This window comes from Candidatus Zixiibacteriota bacterium (assembly GCA_020853795.1).
In the GTDB taxonomy this organism is placed as follows: domain Bacteria; phylum Zixibacteria; class MSB-5A5; order CAIYYT01; family CAIYYT01; genus JADJGC01.
This window is the reverse complement of sequence record JADYYF010000021.1, coordinates 1-20,213: the sequence shown is the minus strand read 5'-3', so window position 1 is coordinate 20,213 and position 20,213 is coordinate 1. Positions and strand designations below refer to the sequence as shown.

The following is a 20,213-nucleotide window of genomic DNA, read 5'->3' as shown; positions in this document are numbered from 1 at the left end:
CTTGCATGAATGTTCTCCTCAGGGTCTTAAGGGTTTACAGCGAACACCGAGGTGCAGAGACGTTCCGGAGAAAGTCAAGGCGCACCGATTGTCGGCCGATGAGATTGGCTGCACAATGCACGGATCACCCGTGCGCCGCGCATTGGTTACCACTTATACGGCTCTTGTTGACAATTGACAAGAACTAAGGATTGCAATCGTGACATAATCGGACTGATCTAATCCAATTGTAGATAGGCGGTTGTGTGGCGACCGCCGATTATCAGCGACACGGCGGCCGGTCATGATGTGCCGTATTGCAAAAGAAGTGTAAGCACTTACGCAACTAACCGACCACGGGCACAGTATAATCCCTCAAAGCGAGTGTTCGACTTTTGTGAGGGAGAGCATATCATGATTCGATTTTGTTGTCTGGCCGCGATTATCCTGCTAAGCGCGCGGCTGCCGGCCGCCGGCCTTGAGGCTTCCGGCAGCGACAGTTTGCAGGTGGTCCTGTACGAGGAGGGTGTCGAGAACGCCTACCCGCGTTTCTCGCAGGACGGAGCGAGAATACTGTACCAGTCGAACCGCAGCGGCAAGTGGCAACTCTATGTCATCAACCGCGACGGCTCCGGCAATCAGCGGATCACCAACGACGAGTTTAACAACTACATGGCGGACTGGTCGCCCGACAACAAGCGTATCGCTTTTGTGTCGGACCGCAGCGGCAACGAGGACATTTACGTGATGAATGCCGACGGCAGCGGCATCACGAATCTCAGCAAGCATCCAGCGCGGGATCTTCATCCGTACTGGACGCCGGATGGCATGGGCATGTTCTTTAACACCAGCCGCGACGATCCGGAAGGGCTGTCGATCTACCAGATGACGGCGGACGGTGGAAATCCGCAGCGCGTATCGGTAACACGGGATATCGAGACCTGCGCCCGCTTGTCGCAGGACGGCAGCAAGATCGTCTATCTACGGGCGGTTGGCGGGATCAACGACGACATCGTCGTGCTTGATGTCGCCGGCAAGAAACTCGTGAACCTCACGGAATCAAATGCCGCCGAAGGTTGGCCCTGCTGGACAGCGGACGGCCGGCGAGTTATTTTCTCATCAACGCGCCCGGGGACATTTGCGCTCTACGCAGTGGCCCGTGACGGCGGCCCGGCGGTTCAATTGACTCACCCGAAAGCCCCGTGGTACGACGCCCGGGCGCATGTCAATCCGAAGGGCGGGGAAGTTGTGTTCAACCGCCAGCGCCCCGGAACGATCGCGATCGTCATCGCCAAACTTCCCAACGGCTGACCGCCAGCACTCAAAAAAAGAGCGGCGGCGACGGTGAGCGAATGGCGGCGCTGTCGTCTTGCGGGAGGTGCGAGAAAGCTATTTTTTGCCCTTGCCGCTCACTTGTTGGAGGACGTGCGTCAATTCGTGGGCGAGCAGTTGGGCCGACTGGTTGGCCTCGGTGGCATTGGTGGTACTGCTCAAGTAGATGTCATTTCCCGTGGCAAAGGCCTGAGCGTTCAGAATATTTTTGGCGGCGGACGGGTCGGAATCGGTAAATACCTTTACCGACCGAAAGTCGATGCCGAGTGACTGTGCATCGATTCTGGCGCCTTGCCGGGCTTTGAACAGCAGTTCGCGGCCCTCATCGGTCTTGGACAATTCCTGAATCATCCGTTCCGCCTGGGCCGAGCCGATCGGTCCTGCGGTCGTCAGTCGCGCGATTTCCTGGGCGAAGAGGCGGACATCGCTCGGCTTTTTGGGATCATACTTTCTGATCATATTATGAAACTCCTCTGGATTTGCTTCGCTATTACCTATACGATAAGACCGGCCGCACTGGCGCGCAACAAAAATTGACAGCGATAGTCAATGTATCGGCAGCGGCCGGGCCGAGCCAAATCCCGGCTTGCGCAATGGTCTTGCATAATTCAAATTGCCGCCCGAGCGGTGAGCCGGTGGCCACCGAACGGGGCAGCGAATATCGGATTAACGGTGAAAGGAGTCTGGAGAGATGAAGTCAATACTCGTTCTTTTTGTGGCCGCGCTGATGGTGGTTGGATGTTCCTCCAGCAAGCAGGTCACACGCCTCGACGCCGGGACGACCACCGATCTGTCGGGCAACTGGAACGACACGGATGCGCGCCTCGTCGCAGAGGAGATGATCAGCGACTGCCTGACCAAGCCGTGGTCGAATGAGTTCGCCGCCGCCAACGGGCGCAAGCCGGTGGTTACGGTGGGCCGCATCCGGAACAATTCGTCCGAGCATATCGACACCGAGACGTTCACGAAGGACTTTGAGCGCGAGCTGATCAATTCCGGCAAGGTCAACTTTGTGGCTTCGCCCGAGCAGCGCATGGATGTTCGCTCGGAACGGCAAGATCAGATCGATTGGGCCTCGGCGGAGACACGCAAGCGTTTGCGCGAGGAGATTGGCGCTGATTTTATCCTGCTCGGATCGGTCAAGTCGATCTCGGATCAGGAGGGCGGCAAGCAGGTCATGTTCTACCAGACGGATCTGGAGTTGGTGAATGTTGAGAGCAATCTGAAGGTTTGGATCGGCACCAACAAGATCAAGAAGGGAATTTCGCAGGGCAAGACGAAGTGGTAGTATTCGCACTGCGGCAACCCGGGGTGGGGTACAGCCTGGCGGTCGCCTTGCTGGGTTTGCTCTGCTCGGCCTGTGCCTCGCTGTCAACCCAGACAAAATACTATGAACAGATCCAACGGGACTGGCGCGGGGGCAATACGGCAGCCGCAATCACGGCGCTGGAACGCGCGCGCCAGGAAGGCAAATTTGCCGATAAGGATCGGTTCCTGTACTACTTCGATTCCGGGCTGGCGTACCATTTCGCCGACAGCTTCTCGGTCAGCAACCGGCGCCTTGACCAGGCGGAACAAGCAGCGGATGAGCTCTTTACAAAGAGCATCTCTCGCGCGGCCGCTTCGTTGGTCCTAAACGACAACGTGCTCGACTACGCGGGCGAAGACTACGAAGTGCTGTACGCCAATTTGTTCAAGGCGCTCAATTACTTGGCGCTGGATGACTTCGAGGGAGCGTTTGTCGAGATCCGCCGCGCGAATCTCACGTTGCAGCAGCTTGAGCAGAAGTACTTCGAAGCGGCCAAGACTTTCCGTGCCGCGCAAGCGAGCGATTCACTGCGTCCGGTGCTTGACTACGAAGTCCAGCCGTCGCGGTTTGCGAACAGCGCCTTCGCGCGTTACTTGAGCATGCACATGTATGCTGCTGCGGGACAATGGGATGACGCACGTATTGACCACGATCTATTGAACGAGGCCTTTGCGACGCAGCCGGAAATTTACGATTTCCCGATGCCGGCGGTTGATTATCAATCGACGGGTTTTGGCCAGTTGAGCGTCGTGGCGATGGTCGGTTCGGCACCGGAAAAGAGGGATCTCAAATTGCGGCTCCGCACCGACAAGCAGCTTGACCTGGTTCAGATTCTCTATGACGGTGCCGACGACAATGAGCCGGTTTATGGTCAGTTTCCGGCGCCGATCGCGGAAGACTACTATTTCAAGTTCGCGATTCCGGTCATGACTCCGGGAGCGACAACGGTGCGGCGAATCCGAGTTGTGGTTGATGGTGAGCCGATCGGTGAGCTGCAATTGCTTGAGGATATCAGCAAGGTCGCGACCGAGACGTTTGAGGCCAAGAAGACTCTGATCTACCTGCGCACCGTTGCCCGGGCTTTGGTCAAGGGGCTGGCCGCGCACGAATTGAAGGCGAAGATGGACAAGGATGATGTCGGCAGTTGGCTGCTGAAGTTTGCCGTCGACGCCGGCACGGATGTACTCGAAAATGCCGACTTGCGCTGCAGCCGGCTGTTGCCGGCGAAGATCTACGTCGGGGACTTCACCATGCCGCCCGATCATTATGACGTGCGCGCCGAATTCCTTGACGATGTCGGTGCGGTCGTTGCCGTCATTTCTCGTCCCGGTTTTGAGGTTGTTGCCAATCATTTCAATCTGGCCAGCTTGTTCTGTCCGCTTTAGCGGGACGATTGGCTGCGGCTGAAGTAGAACATTGCGAGTTGAGGGAATTGCTGATGAAGACTCTGAACCTGGTTTCGTGGAACGTAAACGGTCTGCGAGCGGTTGCCAAAAAGGGATTTCTGGACTGGTTTCGCAGCGAGGATGCAGATATCGTTTGCCTGCAAGAAACCAAGGCCGCGCCAGAGCAGTTGCCGGAAGAGCTAATAGCCATTCCCGGCTATCAGGCCTTCTTTTCAGCTTCGAAAGTGAAGAAAGGCTACAGCGGCGTAGTGACGTACACCAAAGTCGCGCCCAAGTCGGTTGGTTTCGGCATGGGAGAACCGCGGTTCGATGATGAAGGCCGGATCGTTGTCGCCGAGTATGAGGACTTCCTGCTCTACAACGTCTATTTCCCGAACGGGAAGGCTTCGAAGGAGCGGTTGGCGTACAAACTCGAGTTTTACGAGGCGTTTCAGACGCATGTCAAGAAAGTCGCCAAGAGGGGCAAACAGGTGGTTGTGTGCGGTGACGTCAATACGGCGCACCAGGAAATCGATTTGGCGCGTCCACGGGAGAACCAGAAGATATCCGGGTTCTTGCCGGAGGAACGAGCCTGGCTCGACCGATTTGTTGGCGACGGTTTTGTCGATACTTTTCGCATCTTCAATCAAGATCCCGGCCATTACACCTGGTGGGATATGATGAGTCGGGCGCGAGAACGCAATGTCGGTTGGCGCATTGACTACTTTTTCGTGCATGAGCGAATGCGCGAGCGCGTCCGGGGGGCAAGTATCAAGCCCGATGTCCCGGGTTCCGACCACTGTCCGGTCGGCATTGAATTGCTGTCAGCGCTTTAGGGATTGCGCAGCAAAGCAGGAATGCTTGCTGCCGACCCGTCGATCCGCTTATACTTCCCCGAATGGAAATGTACCTGGCGCTGCTGGTGACTTCGTTTGTGGCTGCGACGATTGTTCCGTTGTCGTCCGAAGTCATATTTGTCATCGCCATTCACTTTGGTTATTCGCCGTGGCTGTGCATCGCGCTGGCCGGCCTGGGAAATTGTGCCGGCACGGCGCTGAATTACGTGGGAGGCCGTTACGGCGGTACCTATCTGGTGGAGCGGTGGCTCAAGTTCGACCAGCAGCGGCTTGAGACTTACGCGCGCAAGCACAAGCGCTACGGAGTGATCTTTCTGCTGGCGTCGTGGCTGCCGATCGTGGGGGATCCGATCACGATTTATGCCGGCCTGGTGCGCTGGCCGTTTGCGCAGTTTGCGGGAATCGTCTTCTCGACGCGAGTTCTGCGCTATGTATTGGTCTACTGGTTGATTTCCGCCGCGCATCTTGGCCAGCATTAACTGCCCACAGAAAAAAACCGCAACCTCGCCGGTCGCTGATCCGTATTCAAAGCCAACTGTTAGACAATTGCGGGAGCCGTTCATGAAGATTCACAAGATTGTATTGTTGGTAACTCTGGCGGGCCTGTTTGCGACTGCCGGTGCATTTGGCAAGAATCGGAGTCATAACACCGGCCGCCACGACTCCGGGATCCGCGGTAGCGGTAAGATGACGACGGAGTCGCGGACCGTGAATACGTTTAATCGCGTCGAGTCCAACCTGGCGGTAGAGATGACGATTGTGGTGGGCAAGCCGCAGTCGGTCGAGCTTACCTTCGATGACAATTTGATCGACTTCATCCGCACTGATATCGACGGCAAGACTCTGGTCATCGAGAGCGACGAGTCGTTTTCGTCGGAGTCTGAGTTGGTTATTAAGATTACCGTGCCCAGCCTGGAACTGATTCGTTCGCAGGGATCGGGAGATATCGATATCGCCAACGTTGATTCCAAACGCTTCCGAGTCGACCTGAGCGGATCGGGGACGATTCGCGTCGATGGGAAGTCGGACATGGTCGACATCGAGATCAATGGGTCGGGCGAGGTCAATACGGCCGACTTGACCTCCGGCGACGTGACGGTGACTATCAACGGCAGCGGTGAGGCGATGGTCCTCGCCAACGGCGAGCTTGAAGCCGAGATCAACGGCAGTGGGAACATTACTTACTCCGGCAAGCCGGAGGCTGTTCACAGCAGCGTCAACGGCAGCGGACGTATCAAGAAAGCAAGCAAATAGGAAACCGATTTCAGTCTTCCTCTAACAGGAGAAGCCGTAGTGCTCTGCATTACGGCTTCTCTTGATTTATGCCGGCACGAGAGCGGGAATCATTGAGAGTTCCCAGTGGGCGTTGTCAAGATCAGGGGGCGGCGTCCTATTTGTGACAGCCGACTGAGTGCGTTTTCCCTGCGAACATTTGAGCAAAAGCAGAGCTATACGCTCCGGCATACTCGTTCACCGAAAGCCAGATAAGCGCAACAAGTCTTTTGCGCACTGCCCGTAACCTTGGCAAGTACTACTTGCATCATGAAAGGACGGTCGATTCACATGACAGAACAGGCGATTTAGACGGAGCTATGCAGGGCTTCGGTGCGGCGATTTGCCGTGCGGCCAGCATGACGGGGAGGCGATTTTTGCAGCGTCGTCTGGAGTCGTGCCGAGAGGCGATATTCCGGGAGGGGGAACGTGGCCGGTTTCGGCGTCCATCACAGAAATGTAAATTCTGCACTCCGATTGAAATTTTAGTAGACAGGTCTGAAGCCCGCACGGAGATTGGGCGTATAAATTTTGAATGCTTGGTACAGCCGTCGCCAGTTGCGAAACTGGGTTGCACAGGCTGTCGAGGCCGGACGTTTACAGAGTCAAAATTCTCGATTGGGGACTACATGGAGGTTGCCGGGATGCGAAATATTCTGATTTTGAGCCACGATGACACGTTTCGCGTCGAGTGCGAGGAGGCACTTAAGCAAGAGGGGTACAGTCCGCATTCAGTCAGCACGGAGAAAGGGATGTTCGACTTTCTCAAGAGGAATCGCGCGGTGGATTTGGTGATTCTCAATCCGCAGCAGCAAGGTGAGGAATGTCATCGCGTGCTGGACAAGCTGATCCAGCAGAAGCCGCGCGTGTCAGTATTGCTGTCGTGCGACTACTACAACTACTGGAACGATTTTTATACCTGGCTGGCCGACGCGTGTCTGCTGACACCGTCAAACAAGGCCGGGTTGAAAGAAACGGTCAGGCAACTGATCGGCGCCAAACGCAGTGTCGCCGGCGACTCTGAGGAACTCGCCGTCGGCATGCCATAAGGACCCAAACCTCCAACGATCCGGGCCGCCGGTGCATAGCACCGGCGGCCTGTTTGTTTCGTCCCGGGGCACGCCAGCGAAAGCGCGGTCGATATCAAGGGGCGCGACTGCAGCGAGCGAAGGTGAAGAGCATCGCGCGTCGACAAAACTCTCCGGGACGGCGGGACGGGGGGCTTCGCACGATCGCTTGCGCGCCAGAAATTTTGGTGAGCGAGGCTCGAAAGACTAAAGCCCGCTGAAGTCCTTCACGATAAGTAAAATGGAAATCGCGCTCTTCGTTAGGCTGTCTGAGCGCGACCGCTTGAAACCTACTCTGGTAAGGAGAGCAGCGGACATGGCCACGAAAGCCAAGAAGCCTGCGAAGAAGACCGCGAAGAAGCCGGCCAAGAAAGCCAAAAAGTAGCTTCGCGATTAGATCGCAAAATCAACGGGCGGGTCGTATTGGCGACTCGCCCGTTTGGTTTGTGCAGTTTAGGGCCGGCCGGTTACGGGCAACTGGGGGCAGGTCCGCTGGCGAAGATGTAGTTGATCAGGAAGACGGCATCGGAGATCGAGACTGCGCCGCTGCAGTCGGCGTCGCCAGCCGCCATCGGGTTCGGAGCGGGTCCGCCGGCAAAGATGTAGTTGATCAGGTAGACGGCATCCGAGATGGACACGCCGCCGCTGCCGTCGGCATCCCCCGGCAGACCTTGCTGGGGAATAATTGTGATGGCGAAACTGCTGGTATCACTGGCCGGCGGAATGGAAGCATCCTGGCACATGATGCTGAAATAAAAGGTCGCGGCGTAAGTCGGCGTGCCGCTGATTTCGCCGACGGTGCCGCCGGTGAAATTGAGACCGAAGGGAAGATCGCCGCCGAGGAAGGTCCAGGAGTACGGCGGGGTACCGGCGACCGCTTCGAGACTCTGTGCATAAGGCGAATTGATTTCACCATCGGGCAGATCGACGGTCAGGATCGTCATCTGCAGCGGCACAGTCGTGACCTGGCGCAGTATCCACTCGTCGGCGTCGAAAATGACGTTCGTGACTGAGTCGGCAAAGTGCAGGGTGTAGAGTTCCACCGGGCCTTCGTTCCAGATCGTCGTGTCGACATTACCGCCGGTCGTGACAAAGCGGGTACGAATCGGCATCTTGAAGTAGGTGCCGCCGCTTTGTGTCTGGCGGATCAAGTAGGCCAGACGATAGCCGCCCGGCTCCGGCTCACAGCGGTAAGCGATTTGATAATTGGGGCTGCCGTCGCCGTAGATCCACTGATCGACGAACCACGACATGTCGTGACCGACGGCCGTCGAAATAACGTTGGTGAAGTCGGAAGTGGTGGCGGCACCGTACTTGAACGGCGAGTTGTACCAAGCCGGCATCGCGACGTTGAAGAACACGCTATCGCCGAGTACGCCTCGCAACATGTGCACGACCCAGGAGCCTTTGTCGTAAACGAGGTTGTTGTCGAAGATGTCGTCGGTGAGAGTGTTCTCGACGTAGATCGTGCCGCCGCCGAGATACTTCTGGGACTGCAGCCAGCTCTTGTAGGTATTGAAGCCGTACTGCTGTTCGAAGAAGATCGGCTCCGAGTAGGAGGCAAAACCCTCGTTCAGCCAGACGTGGTTGAAGGTCTTGCAGGTAATCATGTCGCCGAACCACTGGTGGCCGGTCTCGTGGGCAATAACCCAATCATCGTAAAAAGTCGGGTTATAGAACGAACAGGTTTGATGTTCCATTGCACCGCCCCAGCCGTAGTGGGCATTGCCCGCTTTCTCCGTCGCGAACGGGTAAGTGCCGAAGCGGTTCGAGAGGGCGTTGAGCACGGGGATCATCCAGGTCTCAAACGATTGCTTGGCTTGCGGGATATTCGGCACCGTGTAGGAATAGACCGGCATCGAGTAAGGCCCGTAGTTCCAGGTTTGCGTCGAGGTCGTGAAATTGGCGCAAGTGATCGCGACGAGGTAGGTCGCAACCGGATAGTTATGGTTGAAGTGAATCCGCTTGCGGCCGGTGCCGGATGACACATCGCTAACGATGGCGCCGGCGGACATCACTTTGTAGGTGCTGGGATAATCCACGTAGATATCGACCGAATCGGGTTTGTCTTCGGGGTGATCCTTGCACGGCCACCAGTTGCGTGATCCGAACGGCTCGCAATTGGTCCAGCACATGGTGTTGCCATACACGGAGGCAAACTCCATGCCCTGTTCGCCGACGAAACGCGGGGTGCCGTGGTAGTAAACCGTCATGGAGAACTGGGCGTTGCGCGCGATCGGCGCGGGGGTGGTGATGGAGAGCAGATCGACCGCGTGGCTGTAGCCGGCGGCGGTAGCGCCGAAGCGAACGGAATCGACGGTAAGGTCGGTTGCCAGATTGAGATCGATGGCATTGAGGCCCTCGACCATGGCCTCGATCACATAGTCAACCTTCCCGACAATCGAGCCGTTCGAGAAGTTGAGGTAGACGTCGATGCCATAGTATTTCACGTTGTAGTCGGCTTCATTACCGTCCAGGTAAATCGCCTTCTGCAACTGTGCGAGTCGAATCGCTTCCTGCTTGCCTTGCGACTTGGCGGTGTAGAACTCGTGACGGCGCGCCTTGATCTCCGCGATGTCGTCGGCCGTCAGATTCTTGTAGTCATAAGCTTTTTGTTGAGCGAACGCGCAGGCGACCAGCGCCAGGGCGATCGCCGCTGCCATTAACAGGCGTTGCATGGATCCTCCGTCAGGGGTAGGCTAAACTGCGTCATCAGACACAGTACGTGTAGCGAGTGATATTTGACTAAGCGAGATAACAAAATAGTGACCTGTCCGTAATTCGTTCGGCAGAGTTCCACGCGGTGGTGAGGGGCTCCGGAGGATTTCGGCCGAAAGCTCGATCGAATTCGGGTGTTGTAAGTAAGCGAGCGGCCGATCGCCGCTCAGTCCTATCCCACTAATTAAGCCAATTCGCAAAATCTGTCAACTTAAAATGTGATGCCGCAACGGCTTTGAGGGATCGCCGGATTGCCGACGATGCCGGTTCGAGTTCGTCAAATCAGTGCATTGAATTTGGTGGCTTCAGGATTCAGCCCGATCAGCCGATAGCTGAACTACAGGCGGACTGCCGCGTAACCGTTTTTGGCAATTGAATTTAGACTATTCTGGTATCCTAAATGTTGTCGCGAATCGAAGATCAGATTGTGCTGTTCGAACGCAAGTTATTTGATCTCGAATCCAAGCTTGCCGATCAAGCCGCGCAGTTGGAAGATATCGCGAGAATGGGGCTGATGATCACTTCGCTGATCGATCTGGAGAGCGTACTCGCGGCCATGATGGAGATGGCGATACGGATGGTGTCGGGCGAGGTCGGCAGCATCATGCTGATCGAGAACGAGCGCCTGCAGACGCGGATCTCGTGGGGGGTTGACGATGCCGTGATCGCGGCAATTCGCATGGAGGACGGACGCAATATTGCCGATTGGGCGTTGGCGACCGGCGAGGCCACGATTCTACGCGAGCTGGGAGAGCCGGCATCGATGCACAATCGGATCGAGTCGGTGATTGCGGTGCCGGTGATTTCGAAAGAGAAAAAGATCGGCGTGCTGGTCATCGTGAACAAGGCGACGGGCGGTGAATTTGACGAGGAAGACCGGATGCGCCTGCAGTTATTGGTGCGATTTGCCGCCGTGGCAATCGAGAACGCCTCGCTGATCGAAGAGAAATTGCATGCCCAGAAATTGGAGCAGGAGTTGTTCCTGGCGCACACGGTGCAGCACGCTTTGCTGCCGGCGCCATCGGCGACGTTCAATCGAGCGATCATTGAGGCCGCCTACATCCCGGCCGGTCAGGTCGGCGGCGACTATTACGACATCATCAAGCTGACCGACGACGAATTTGTCGTCATTGTCGGGGATGTGACGAGCAAGGGGGTCCCGGCGGCGCTGTTAATGGCGGCGGTGCGATCGGCCTTCCGACTGGAAGCGGTGCGGGGCCGACCGGTGGATCAGTTGATCACCGGCCTAAACCAGTTCTTGTGCGAACAGGTCTTGCGGTCGGAGAACATGTTCATCTCGGTGGCGTATGCCCATTTCAATCTGGCGGCCGGGACATGCGCCTACGTCAATGCCGGTCATCTGCCGCCGGCGCATCTGCAGAAAGAAAGCGGCCAAGTGCGGGAGTGGCGCGTGGGCGGCACGGTGCTCGGGCAATTCGCCGACGTCACATTCAAGAGCGAGACCGTGGAACTTCATGCCGGGGATCGAATCCTGTTTTACACGGACGGGGTCAGCGAAAGCGAGAACCAGCGGGGAGATCTGTACGGTCGCCAGCGTGTGCTGCATTTCCTGCGCAACCAGAGCGACGCGCACCCGGTGCAGGTCACGCAGCGCCTGATGGAGGAACTGGGAGTTTTTCGCGCCGGGGCCAATCGCGCGTCGCTGGACGATACCACCATTCTGGCCGTGGAGATCCGATGAGCGGTCAGTTATCGTACGCGATTCATTCGCGCGAGGAGAACTTCAACCAGGTTTATCAGGTGATCGCGGAGGTGGTGGAGGCGCTCGGCCTGACGGGCGCCGAGAAGTACCGCTTCGCCGTGTGTGTTTCAGAAGCGTTCACTAATGCGTTCTACCACGGCAATCACGGTGATCCGGGCAAAACGATCCAGCTGCGCTTCCGCTGGGACGAGCGCGGCCTGGAATTCGCGATCGAGGACGAGGGCCAGGGGCGGCTGGAGGATGTCGATCTCCGGTTGGACTTGAAGGACGTAAATCCCGAAAAAACCGGCGGCCGCGGTGTGGCCATCATGCGCGGATATGCCGATAGAATTGCCGTAGAGGAAAAAGCCGGCGGCGGATTGCGCTTCACTCTTTCGTGGCGGTTGCGTCCCGAGGCGCAGTCGGTTGAAGGTAGCTGAATACTTACGGAGGTAGTCAATGGAAATTCGTGTGACCGAACATGTAGATTTTGTGACGTTGAGTCTGAAGGGGCGCCTGGACATTACCAGTTCGTCCACGCTCAAAGACGACGTCTTGCGGCATGTTCAGCAGGGCCGGCGCCAGCTCATTCTGAATCTCGGACAGGTGGATTTCATCAATAGTTCCGGCCTGGGGACGTTGGTGTCGATCTTGAAGGAAGTGCGATTGGCGAAGGGGCGGCTGGTGCTTTCGAATCTGGCCAGCTACGTGAAGGAGATTTTCGAGATCACGCAGTTATCGAACATCTTCGAGATTTTTGACTCGGAAGCCGAAGCGCAGGAAGTTTTCATGACTCCGGCCCGGGTGACCGGCTAACTTCGCAAAAGGGTATGTCGCATGGCACTGGAGGACGGCGTTCTTGATCGCGCAATCACCGGCTTAACCAGCGGCGATCCGACCGAACGCGAGCAGGCAATTGAGTTGTTGCGCGACTGCAGCGATGAAGACGCGGTAGCCGCGCTGGTTTCGGCCATCGAGGATTCCGACAAGGGGGTCCGCGAGCGCGTGGCCGAGGCCTTGATTTCCCGCCGCTCGCCGCACGCCCCACAATTCCTCTGTCAGTATCTGTCCAGTCCCGAGATTTCGCAGCGCAACCTCGCCTCCGAAGTGCTGGCCGCCTTTGGCGTCGCCGCGATCCCGGCGTTGCTCGATTGCATCGAGTCGGACGATCACGATGTGCGCAAGTTCGCCGTCGACACTCTCGGCGTCATCGGCGATTCGTCGGCCGTGACGGCGTTGATCGACCGGCTGGATGACGGCAACGAGAACGTCGTTTGCTCGGCGGCGGAAGCGTTGGGCCGGGTCGGCGACAGCGTGGCCGTCACGCCATTAATCCAGGCGTACGACCGGCATCCCTACGCGCGGCCGCAAGTGGTGGAAGCATTGGGCGTCATCGCCGACCACAAGGCGTTGTCGCTGCTGATTCGCGCGCTGCGTTCGGACGACCCGGTGCTGGTGTTTACCGCCGTGGAGGCGATGGGTAATCTCCGGACGCGCGCGGTAGAACCGTTCCTGCGCGAGCAACTCGCCAGCACGAACGAAGCGCTGCACGAGGCCGTGGTGAGCGCGCTGATCAAAGTGGCGCATGCCACCGATCACTCGATTCTCGATAATCTCCCGGCCGCGCAGTTGCAGCAGTGCCTGATCAAGGCGATCCGCACCGGTGACCGCGAGACCAAGCTGTTTGCGCTGGAAGAATTACGTTCGTGGGATGCGCCAGCTTCGGTCAGCGTCCTGCTCGATGCGCTCAATGATGCCGACGAGGAAGTGGCAGAGCGGGCCAAAGACCTGCTCAGCAAGGCCGCAATTGCCGCGACCGACAAAATCGCCGATGCACTGCGCAAGGCGAGTCCAGCGATCAGCTGTCATCTGTTGGACACGATTGCGGCGACCGGCAATTCGCGCTTCGTCCCGGAAGTTGCGCGCCTGAAGGATCATGCGGATGACGCCGTGCGCGAGCGTGTGGCGTTGGTGTTAGGCCGGATCGGCGATCGCGACATTCTGGAGCTGCTGGTGCAATTGAGCGAAGATCCGGTGTACCACGTTCGCTCGGCGGCGCTCAAGGCCATCGGCTGGATCGGCGCCGAAACGGTGATCGACCGGGTGTTTGCAGCGCTGGATGACGAATATTCCGACGTGCAGCAGGCGGCGCTGGGCGCGCTGGTGCTGAGCGGCGGGCCGGCGGCGATCGATCGCTTCCGCAACGGTCTGGAAGCTGCCGATTCACGGCGGCAGATTTTGGCGGCGCAGGCCCTGGGTTGGATCGGCGAAATGGCCGTGATCGAGCCACTGTTGGACGCGCTCAATCATCCGGAAGCGCAGGTCCGCAAGTCGGCGGTCGAGTCGCTGGGACGCATCGCCGACGCGACGGTGGTGCCGCAAATCCGCGTGCTGCTGAATGACGAGGAGCCAGATGTGCGGAAGGCAGCGATCGACTCCATCATCGCGCTGACGGGCAATGAGTCGTGGAAGGTGATTGTGACGATGCTCGACGACGAGGATGTCTGGGTGCGTTTCCACGCCATCAACGGGCTGGGGCGCATCGCAAATCCGGCGACGCTGGAGGAACTGCTGCCGTTCCTGGGTTGTGAAAACGATGTTCTGCGCGTTGCCGCCGCCAAGGCGCTCGCGCGGCTTCACGATAAGAGGGCACTGCCATTCCTGAAAGGATCGGTGCGCGACAAGAACCCCGATGTCGTCGGCGCAGTCAGCCGGGCGATCGATGAACTGGAGGCGTTAGCCGATGGAACAACATAAAATCCTCGTGGTCGACGACGAGCTGCTCATTCGCGATCTGCTGTATGATTTCTTCGCCGAGAAGGACTGCCTGATCATGACCGCGAACGACGTCAATGAAGCGCTGGAGCTGCTGGAAAAGAACAGTGATTTCGACGTGGTTCTGACCGACCTCAAGATGGACGGTGAGGACGGCCTGAGTTTCGTTGACAAGATTCGCGCCGAATCTCCGCAGTTGCCGGTGATTGTCATGACCGGCTATCCGTCGGTGGAGTCGGCGGTGGAAGCGCTGCGCAAGCGGGTCTATGACTACATTATCAAGCCCTTCAATATCAACCGTCTCTATGCCACCGTCCGGGCGGCATCGGAAGAACATCGTCAATCCAAACGCCAGACGACACAGGTACAGAAGGTATATGTATAAGCGTATTTTGATTGTGGACGATGAAGTCTTCGTCCGGGAGCTGCTGGCAGAATTGCTGGCGCAGGCGGGCTATGAAGTCCATACCGCGGCCAATCAACTGGACACGATCCGCCTGCTGGAGAGCACCGAATATCACGCCGCCCTGGTTGACCTGCGCATTCCCGGCGTCAGCGGCGGGGAGTTGCTGCACCTGATCCGGCGCCTCAACGGCGACGTTTCGATCATCGTGATGACGGGTCATCCGACCGTCGACACGGCGATCGAGGCGTTGCGGCTGGGCGCGCGCGACTACATCGTCAAGCCGTTCCGGCTGAAAGAGGTGGAGCGCACTGTGCAGGACGCCGTGCAGGAGTACCACAATCGCCAGAATTTGCGCCAGCTGAAGGAGCGCGTCGTCGAACTCGAGACGCGCCTGGCCAACATGAATCAACGCGAGAAGCGCGGCAAGCTGGCCGTATTGCGGGCGACGGAGTCGATCGGCACGCTGCCGGAGCTGTGCGATCAGTCGGAGGACGAAATTGACAGCGGACTTCCGGCCGAACCGGCGCTGGCCGCCAAGAACCGGCTGCGCTCCGCGGAACGCCGCACGCTGCTGTCGAGCAGCTCGTAAGACCGATTCTAAAACCAGGGGATTGCCGCAGCGATGTTCGAAGAGACTCTGCAGACCTCAGAGTTGAGCCTGGAAGACTTCATCCTCTTCCGTGACTTCATCCACGAAAAATCGGGCATCTTCTTCTCGGAGAACAAGAAGTATCTCCTGGAGAACCGCCTGACCAAGCGGATGGCGGCGCTCGGCATCCGCTCGCACCGCGATTATTTCTATCAGGTCAAGTACGACACCAGCCTGAAAGAATTCAACATGCTGATGAATCTCGTGACGACCAACGAGACCTCGTTCTACCGCAATCCGCCGCAGTTGACCTGTTTCCAGGAGGAAGTGCTGCCCTTGATTGTCAACAGCCGCAAGCGCCAGGGGCGGAAGCGTTTGCGCATCTGGTCGGCCGGTTGCTCCACCGGAGAAGAGCCATATACGATCGCCATGATTCTGCTGGAGGCGTTCGGCGATCTTGCCGGCTGGAACGTCGAGATCATCGCCAACGACATTTCCGAGCAGGTGCTGCATGCGGCGCGCACCGGCGTGTACACCGAGATGGCCTTACGAACGACACCGCCGGAAATCGTGCGGAAGTATTTCACCCAGGAAGGCCCGTCGTACATCGTCAAGGATGCGGTGAAGCGGCTGGTCACGTTCAGTCATCTGAACCTCACCGACCAGCGGCGGATGTCGCTGATGTCCGAGATGGACTTCGTGTTTTGCCGCAACGTCATGATCTACTTTTCCGACGACGTCAAGCGCCAGATCGTGCGCGACTTTTACGGGGCGCTGGTGCCGGGGGGGTACCTGTTCATCGGCCATGCCGAGTCGTTGCACGGCATCAGCAAGTCGTTCAAACTGATCTACTTCAAGAACGGTCTGGTTTATCACAAGGAGGCGGCGCCGACTGCGGCGGCGCGCGAAGCAGCGACGGCAGAGACCACTGCGGTGGGGGCGCCCGCAACCAGCCGGGCGGCGGCTACGGCGGCGAGCGCGGGCGCTGCTACGGCCGCGACGCATGAAGCGACGATGGATAAGCTGCGCAAGATTCAGGAATTGTTAAGCAGTGCCAGGAAGAAAACATGAGAACTCATAAAGGTAAGGCCGGATATGGGACGCAAAGTACTGGTGGTTGACGACTCTCCGACCATCATCAAGTTTGTCGCGTTCAGCCTCAAGTCGAACGGCTTTGAGGTGATCAGTGCCGCCGACGGGATGGACGCGCTGGAGAAGCTCTCGCACCTGGAGGCGGGGGTTGATCTGGTCATCACCGATCTCAACATGCCTAATGTCGACGGTTATGAACTGATCGCAACCCTGCGGCAGAACCCGCGGTTTCGCAAGCTGCCGATCATCATTCTCTCCTCCGAGGAGAGTGAGCAGGACAAGGTCAAGGGCCGGCAAGCCGGCGCCGACGCCTACCTGGTCAAGCCGTTCAAATCGACAGCGCTGCTGGAGACCATCGGCAAGCTGTTAGGCAACCGGACACCGCAGACAAGTCACACTACGAGATAAGGAGACCGTTATGCCGGAGCTGAAGATTCTCGCCGTTGACGATTCGCCGACGATGCGGCGCATCATCGTCAACACGCTCAAGCGGGCGGGATTTAACGACGTGGCGGAAGCCAGCGATGGGAAGGATGCGCTGGCCAAGATGAAGGTCGACCGATACGATTTCATCATCACCGATTGGAATATGCCGGAGATGGACGGGCTGGCGTTCGTGACGCAGATGCGCAATTCGGACGAGTTTCGCGAATTGCCGGTGTTGATGGTCACGACGCGCTCGGTCAAGGAAGACATCATCGAGGCGATGAAGGCCGGCGTCAACAATTACATCGTGAAACCGTTTACCCCGGAAACGTTGAGTGAAAAAATCGGGCAGGTCCTCAAATCCGTAGGAAAGGGTTGATCATGGAGACGCGTACGCTCTTTACCGGAAGCGAATCGACCAAGAACATTCAGTGCGACCTGCGCAAACTCGCCGAGTCGATTACGCAGATTGTCCAGGGAATCAAACAGGCGCAGGAGCCGCTGACGGAGTCGCGCAAGACGGTGCCGCAGGCCACGGAGCAGCTGGAACGAGTCAGCCGGCAGACGGAAGATGCCGCCCACCGCGTGCTCGACATGGTGGAGGCGATCACGGGGCGCGAAGGCACGATTGACGCGCAGCTCAAGGAGCTGCGGCGCGCCTTACCGGCGACGTACTTCCGCAACAACTCGAAGGTCAAGCGGATCATCGAGCAGGTGCGCAGTTGTGCCGAGAGCAACCAGAATGACGCCTACGCCATTATGGACGCCCTGCAGTTTCAGGATATCACGACCCAGCAGATCGCCCACGCCATCCACATGCTCGAGATGGTGGAGACACGCCTGCACGACGTGCTGATGGATCTGGACGGCGCCGATCGCTCGGAGGAACGGGAAGGCAGCAAACGCAAATTGGCGTTCGATCCGAATGCCAGTTTTTCGACTGACGCCAACCGACAGAACTCGATCGACGAGCTGGTGGACAACATGAATCGCGAACGAGGCAAGAAGTAGGGAACTATGGCTGATCACGGCGTCGCACTCGATGACATGCGGGAAATCATCGATGAGTTCATGATCGAGGCGGATGAGATCATTTCCAAGCTGGACGAAGACATGGTCAAGCTGGAGAAACGCTCCGACGATCTGGACTTGCTTAACGAGATCTTCCGCGGGGCGCACACGATCAAGGGGACTTCCGGATTTCTCGGCTTTGACAGAGTTTCCGAGCTGACGCACAAGATGGAAGACGTGCTGAACAAGCTACGCAAGGGCGAGCTGCGCACCAACGCCGCCATCATGGATGTCCTGCTCGAATCGATCGACACGCTCAAGGTGTTGCTTGACGACGTGCGCCAGGGGCGCGAATCAACGATCGACTTGTCGGCGGTCAAGGCAAAGCTGATCGCTATTGATCAGGGCCAGGTTCCGGAAATACCGGCGCCGGCGGCAAGCAAGTCGACCGGCAAGAAGAACGGCAAGGGCAAGAAAGCCAAGGCGGCGGCTGGGTCTGCGGCGGCGGCGACGGTGAGCGAACCGGTTCCGCCAATCCCGGTCGAGGCGGTGGAAGAAGAAAGCCCAGAACCGGAGCCGGCGGCGGACACCGCAAGTGTCCCGACCGTGGGACGGGGCGCACTCGAACTCAAGCGCGGGGCCGATCAGACAATTCGCGTTGACGTCAACCGCCTGGACAGCCTGATGAACATCATGAGCGAACTGGTGCTGGGGCGGAATGCGTTGTTGCAATTCGCCAGCAAGGCATCGCTGCGTTTCGAGGGCGACGAGTTGTTCGAAGAGCTGAATCAGACGGCGACGCAGATCAATTTCATTACGACCGAATTACAGATGTCGGTCATGAAGATGCGGATGTTGCCGATCGGCAAGGTCTTCAACAAGTTTCCGCGCGTCGTCCGCGACCTTGCCCGCCAGCTGAACAAGGAAGTCGAATTGACGATCCACGGCGAGGAAACCGAGCTGGACAAGTCGGTGATCGAGGAAATCGGCGACCCCCTCGTCCATTTGGTGCGCAATGCCGTCGACCACGGCATCGAGTTGCCGGATGTCCGGGAGCGATCGGGGAAGCCGCGCCAGGGCACGATCAAGCTGAGCGCGAGCCAGGAAGGTTCGAATATCGTCATTCGGATTTCCGACGACGGCGCCGGCCTGGATGTTGATCGTATCCGCGAAAAGGCGGCGGAAAAGAAATTGGGCACCGCGGAGGAAATTCAGCGGATGAGCGACCGGGACATCTTTTCGTTCATTTTTCATCCCGGGTTTTCCACGGCCAAGGTGATCTCCGACGTTTCCGGCCGCGGTGTGGGCATGGATGTCGTTCGCACCAATATCGAGAAGCTGAAGGGGCTGATCGACATCGAGTCCGCGCGCGGGCAGGGAACGGCGATTGTCATCAAGCTGCCGCTGACGCTGGCGATTGTGCAGGGGCTGCTGGTGGAGACCGGCAGCGAGTTGTTTATCCTGCCGCTGGCGTCGGTATCGGAAACCGTCAAGATCACGCGGGATGAGATTCACTCGATTAATCAGCGGGAAGTCATCCGCCTGCGCGATGCAGTCCTGCCGATCGTCGATTTGGCGACCACATTCTTCAAGAAGCAGGAGACGCGGGCATTTGCCGGGCGCCAGAACGCTTACGTAGTTGTCCTCGGACTGGCCGACCGCCGTCTGGGTCTGGTGGTCGAGCGGCTGCTTGGCCAGGAGGAAGTGGTGATCAAGCCGCTGGGAGAACTGCTCGGGCAGACGCCGGGAATTGCGGGGGCGACAATCATGGGGGATGGCCGGGTCCGGCTAATCGTTGATCCGGTCGGAATTTTCTCGATGGTGAAGTAACCTGAGAGCAGGCAGGCATGACGACTCAAAACAAGATCCGCATGTTGGTCGTAGACGACTCGGCATTCATGCGCAAAGCGATCCAGATGATGGTCGCCGATGATCCCGGAATCGAAATCATCGGCCAGGCGGCGAACGGGAAGGACGCGATCGAGCGCGTGCTGGAGTTGCGCCCCGACCTGGTGACAATGGATATCGAGATGCCGCAGATGGACGGGCTGGCCGCGCTGCGCCAGATCATGGAGAAGCATCCGACGCCGGTGATCATGGTGTCGTCGTTAACCTCGGAAGGCGCCAAGATCACGCTTGATGCGCTCGATCTCGGCGCGGTCGACTTTATCCCGAAGCAGCAATCGTTCGTTTCGCTCGACATCGTCAAAATCAAGGCGGATTTGATTGCCAAAATTCATCATATCTACACGCGGCGGCGCACGCTCATGGCGCAGTACGCCCTGCGCAAAGG

The 20,213-nt window shown here is 58.2% G+C and carries 21 protein-coding genes; 19 read left to right on the top strand and 2 right to left on the bottom strand.

Features of this window, described 5'->3' with window-relative positions; translation table 11 throughout:
- Window positions 1–393 precede the first annotated feature (393 nt).
- On the top strand, window positions 394–1,290 hold the full coding sequence (locus IT585_01445) for a PD40 domain-containing protein (protein MCC6961895.1): 897 nt from the start codon (window positions 394–396) through the stop codon (window positions 1,288–1,290).
- A gap of 78 nt (window positions 1,291–1,368) precedes the next feature.
- Here the strand turns inward: IT585_01445 and IT585_01440 are convergent, their stop codons facing one another.
- The gene (locus IT585_01440; protein ID MCC6961894.1) at window positions 1,369–1,770 is read right to left on the bottom strand and encodes a DUF4157 domain-containing protein; all 402 of its coding nucleotides are present in this window, start codon (window positions 1,768–1,770) and stop codon (window positions 1,369–1,371) included.
- Window positions 1,771–2,002: 232 nt separating this feature from the next.
- On the opposite strand from IT585_01440, the gene IT585_01435 reads away from it, so the two are divergent.
- The 6 genes from IT585_01435 to IT585_01410 all read left to right on the top strand — a co-directional run bounded on the left by IT585_01435 (window position 2,003) and on the right by IT585_01410 (window position 7,183).
- Entirely contained in the window at window positions 2,003–2,599 is a 597-nt protein-coding gene (locus tag IT585_01435; protein MCC6961893.1) for a penicillin-binding protein activator LpoB, read from the top strand.
- Window positions 2,593–4,005 (top strand): hypothetical protein, encoded by a 1,413-nt coding sequence (locus tag IT585_01430; GenBank protein MCC6961892.1) that lies wholly within the window; start codon window positions 2,593–2,595, stop codon window positions 4,003–4,005. Before IT585_01435 ends, IT585_01430 begins: the two co-directional genes overlap by 7 nt.
- Window positions 4,006–4,058: 53 nt before the next feature.
- Window positions 4,059–4,841 carry an exodeoxyribonuclease III gene (gene xth, locus IT585_01425; GenBank protein ID MCC6961891.1) on the top strand — a complete coding sequence of 261 codons (783 nt, stop codon included), beginning with the start codon at window positions 4,059–4,061 and terminating at the stop codon, window positions 4,839–4,841.
- A gap of 68 nt (window positions 4,842–4,909) precedes the next feature.
- The gene (locus tag IT585_01420) at window positions 4,910–5,341 is read left to right on the top strand and encodes a DedA family protein (GenBank protein ID MCC6961890.1); all 432 of its coding nucleotides are present in this window, start codon (window positions 4,910–4,912) and stop codon (window positions 5,339–5,341) included.
- Window positions 5,342–5,423: 82 nt separating this feature from the next.
- The gene (locus tag IT585_01415; protein MCC6961889.1) at window positions 5,424–6,116 is read left to right on the top strand and encodes a DUF2807 domain-containing protein; all 693 of its coding nucleotides are present in this window, start codon (window positions 5,424–5,426) and stop codon (window positions 6,114–6,116) included.
- A 662-nt stretch (window positions 6,117–6,778) separates the two neighbouring features.
- Entirely contained in the window at window positions 6,779–7,183 is a 405-nt protein-coding gene (locus IT585_01410; GenBank protein ID MCC6961888.1) for a hypothetical protein, read from the top strand.
- A gap of 485 nt (window positions 7,184–7,668) precedes the next feature.
- Here the strand turns inward: IT585_01410 and IT585_01405 are convergent, their stop codons facing one another.
- On the bottom strand, window positions 7,669–9,879 hold the full coding sequence (locus tag IT585_01405) for a hypothetical protein (protein MCC6961887.1): 2,211 nt from the start codon (window positions 9,877–9,879) through the stop codon (window positions 7,669–7,671).
- A 440-nt stretch (window positions 9,880–10,319) separates the two neighbouring features.
- Here IT585_01405 and IT585_01400 point away from each other — a divergent pair, with 440 nt between their 5' ends.
- The 12 genes from IT585_01400 to IT585_01345 form a co-directional block, all read left to right on the top strand.
- Entirely contained in the window at window positions 10,320–11,621 is a 1,302-nt protein-coding gene (locus IT585_01400; GenBank protein MCC6961886.1) for a SpoIIE family protein phosphatase, read from the top strand.
- Window positions 11,618–12,061 carry an ATP-binding protein gene (locus tag IT585_01395; GenBank protein MCC6961885.1) on the top strand — a complete coding sequence of 148 codons (444 nt, stop codon included), beginning with the start codon at window positions 11,618–11,620 and terminating at the stop codon, window positions 12,059–12,061. Before IT585_01400 ends, IT585_01395 begins: the two co-directional genes overlap by 4 nt.
- A gap of 19 nt (window positions 12,062–12,080) precedes the next feature.
- Window positions 12,081–12,437, top strand: a complete 357-nt coding sequence (locus tag IT585_01390; protein ID MCC6961884.1) for an STAS domain-containing protein — start codon at window positions 12,081–12,083, stop codon at window positions 12,435–12,437.
- Between the two features lie 21 nt (window positions 12,438–12,458).
- The gene (locus IT585_01385; protein ID MCC6961883.1) at window positions 12,459–14,378 is read left to right on the top strand and encodes a HEAT repeat domain-containing protein; all 1,920 of its coding nucleotides are present in this window, start codon (window positions 12,459–12,461) and stop codon (window positions 14,376–14,378) included.
- Window positions 14,365–14,781: a response regulator gene (locus IT585_01380; protein ID MCC6961882.1), complete on the top strand. Its 417-nt coding sequence runs from the start codon at window positions 14,365–14,367 to the stop codon at window positions 14,779–14,781. Before IT585_01385 ends, IT585_01380 begins: the two co-directional genes overlap by 14 nt.
- On the top strand, window positions 14,774–15,391 hold the full coding sequence (locus tag IT585_01375; protein ID MCC6961881.1) for a response regulator: 618 nt from the start codon (window positions 14,774–14,776) through the stop codon (window positions 15,389–15,391). The genes IT585_01380 and IT585_01375 overlap by 8 nt, the downstream gene beginning before the upstream one ends.
- A gap of 33 nt (window positions 15,392–15,424) precedes the next feature.
- Window positions 15,425–16,462, top strand: coding sequence for a protein-glutamate O-methyltransferase CheR (locus tag IT585_01370; GenBank protein MCC6961880.1), 1,038 nt, complete (start codon window positions 15,425–15,427; stop codon window positions 16,460–16,462).
- Between the two features lie 24 nt (window positions 16,463–16,486).
- Window positions 16,487–16,891: a response regulator gene (locus IT585_01365; protein ID MCC6961879.1), complete on the top strand. Its 405-nt coding sequence runs from the start codon at window positions 16,487–16,489 to the stop codon at window positions 16,889–16,891.
- 10 nt (window positions 16,892–16,901) lie between these two features.
- Window positions 16,902–17,288, top strand: coding sequence for a response regulator (locus IT585_01360; protein ID MCC6961878.1), 387 nt, complete (start codon window positions 16,902–16,904; stop codon window positions 17,286–17,288).
- Between the two features lie 2 nt (window positions 17,289–17,290).
- Window positions 17,291–17,920: a protein phosphatase CheZ gene (locus IT585_01355; GenBank protein ID MCC6961877.1), complete on the top strand. Its 630-nt coding sequence runs from the start codon at window positions 17,291–17,293 to the stop codon at window positions 17,918–17,920.
- Between the two features lie 6 nt (window positions 17,921–17,926).
- Window positions 17,927–19,750, top strand: coding sequence for a chemotaxis protein CheA (locus tag IT585_01350; GenBank protein ID MCC6961876.1), 1,824 nt, complete (start codon window positions 17,927–17,929; stop codon window positions 19,748–19,750).
- Between the two features lie 17 nt (window positions 19,751–19,767).
- The coding region (locus IT585_01345; protein ID MCC6961875.1) for a response regulator at window positions 19,768–20,213 on the top strand (446 nt) is incomplete at its 3' end.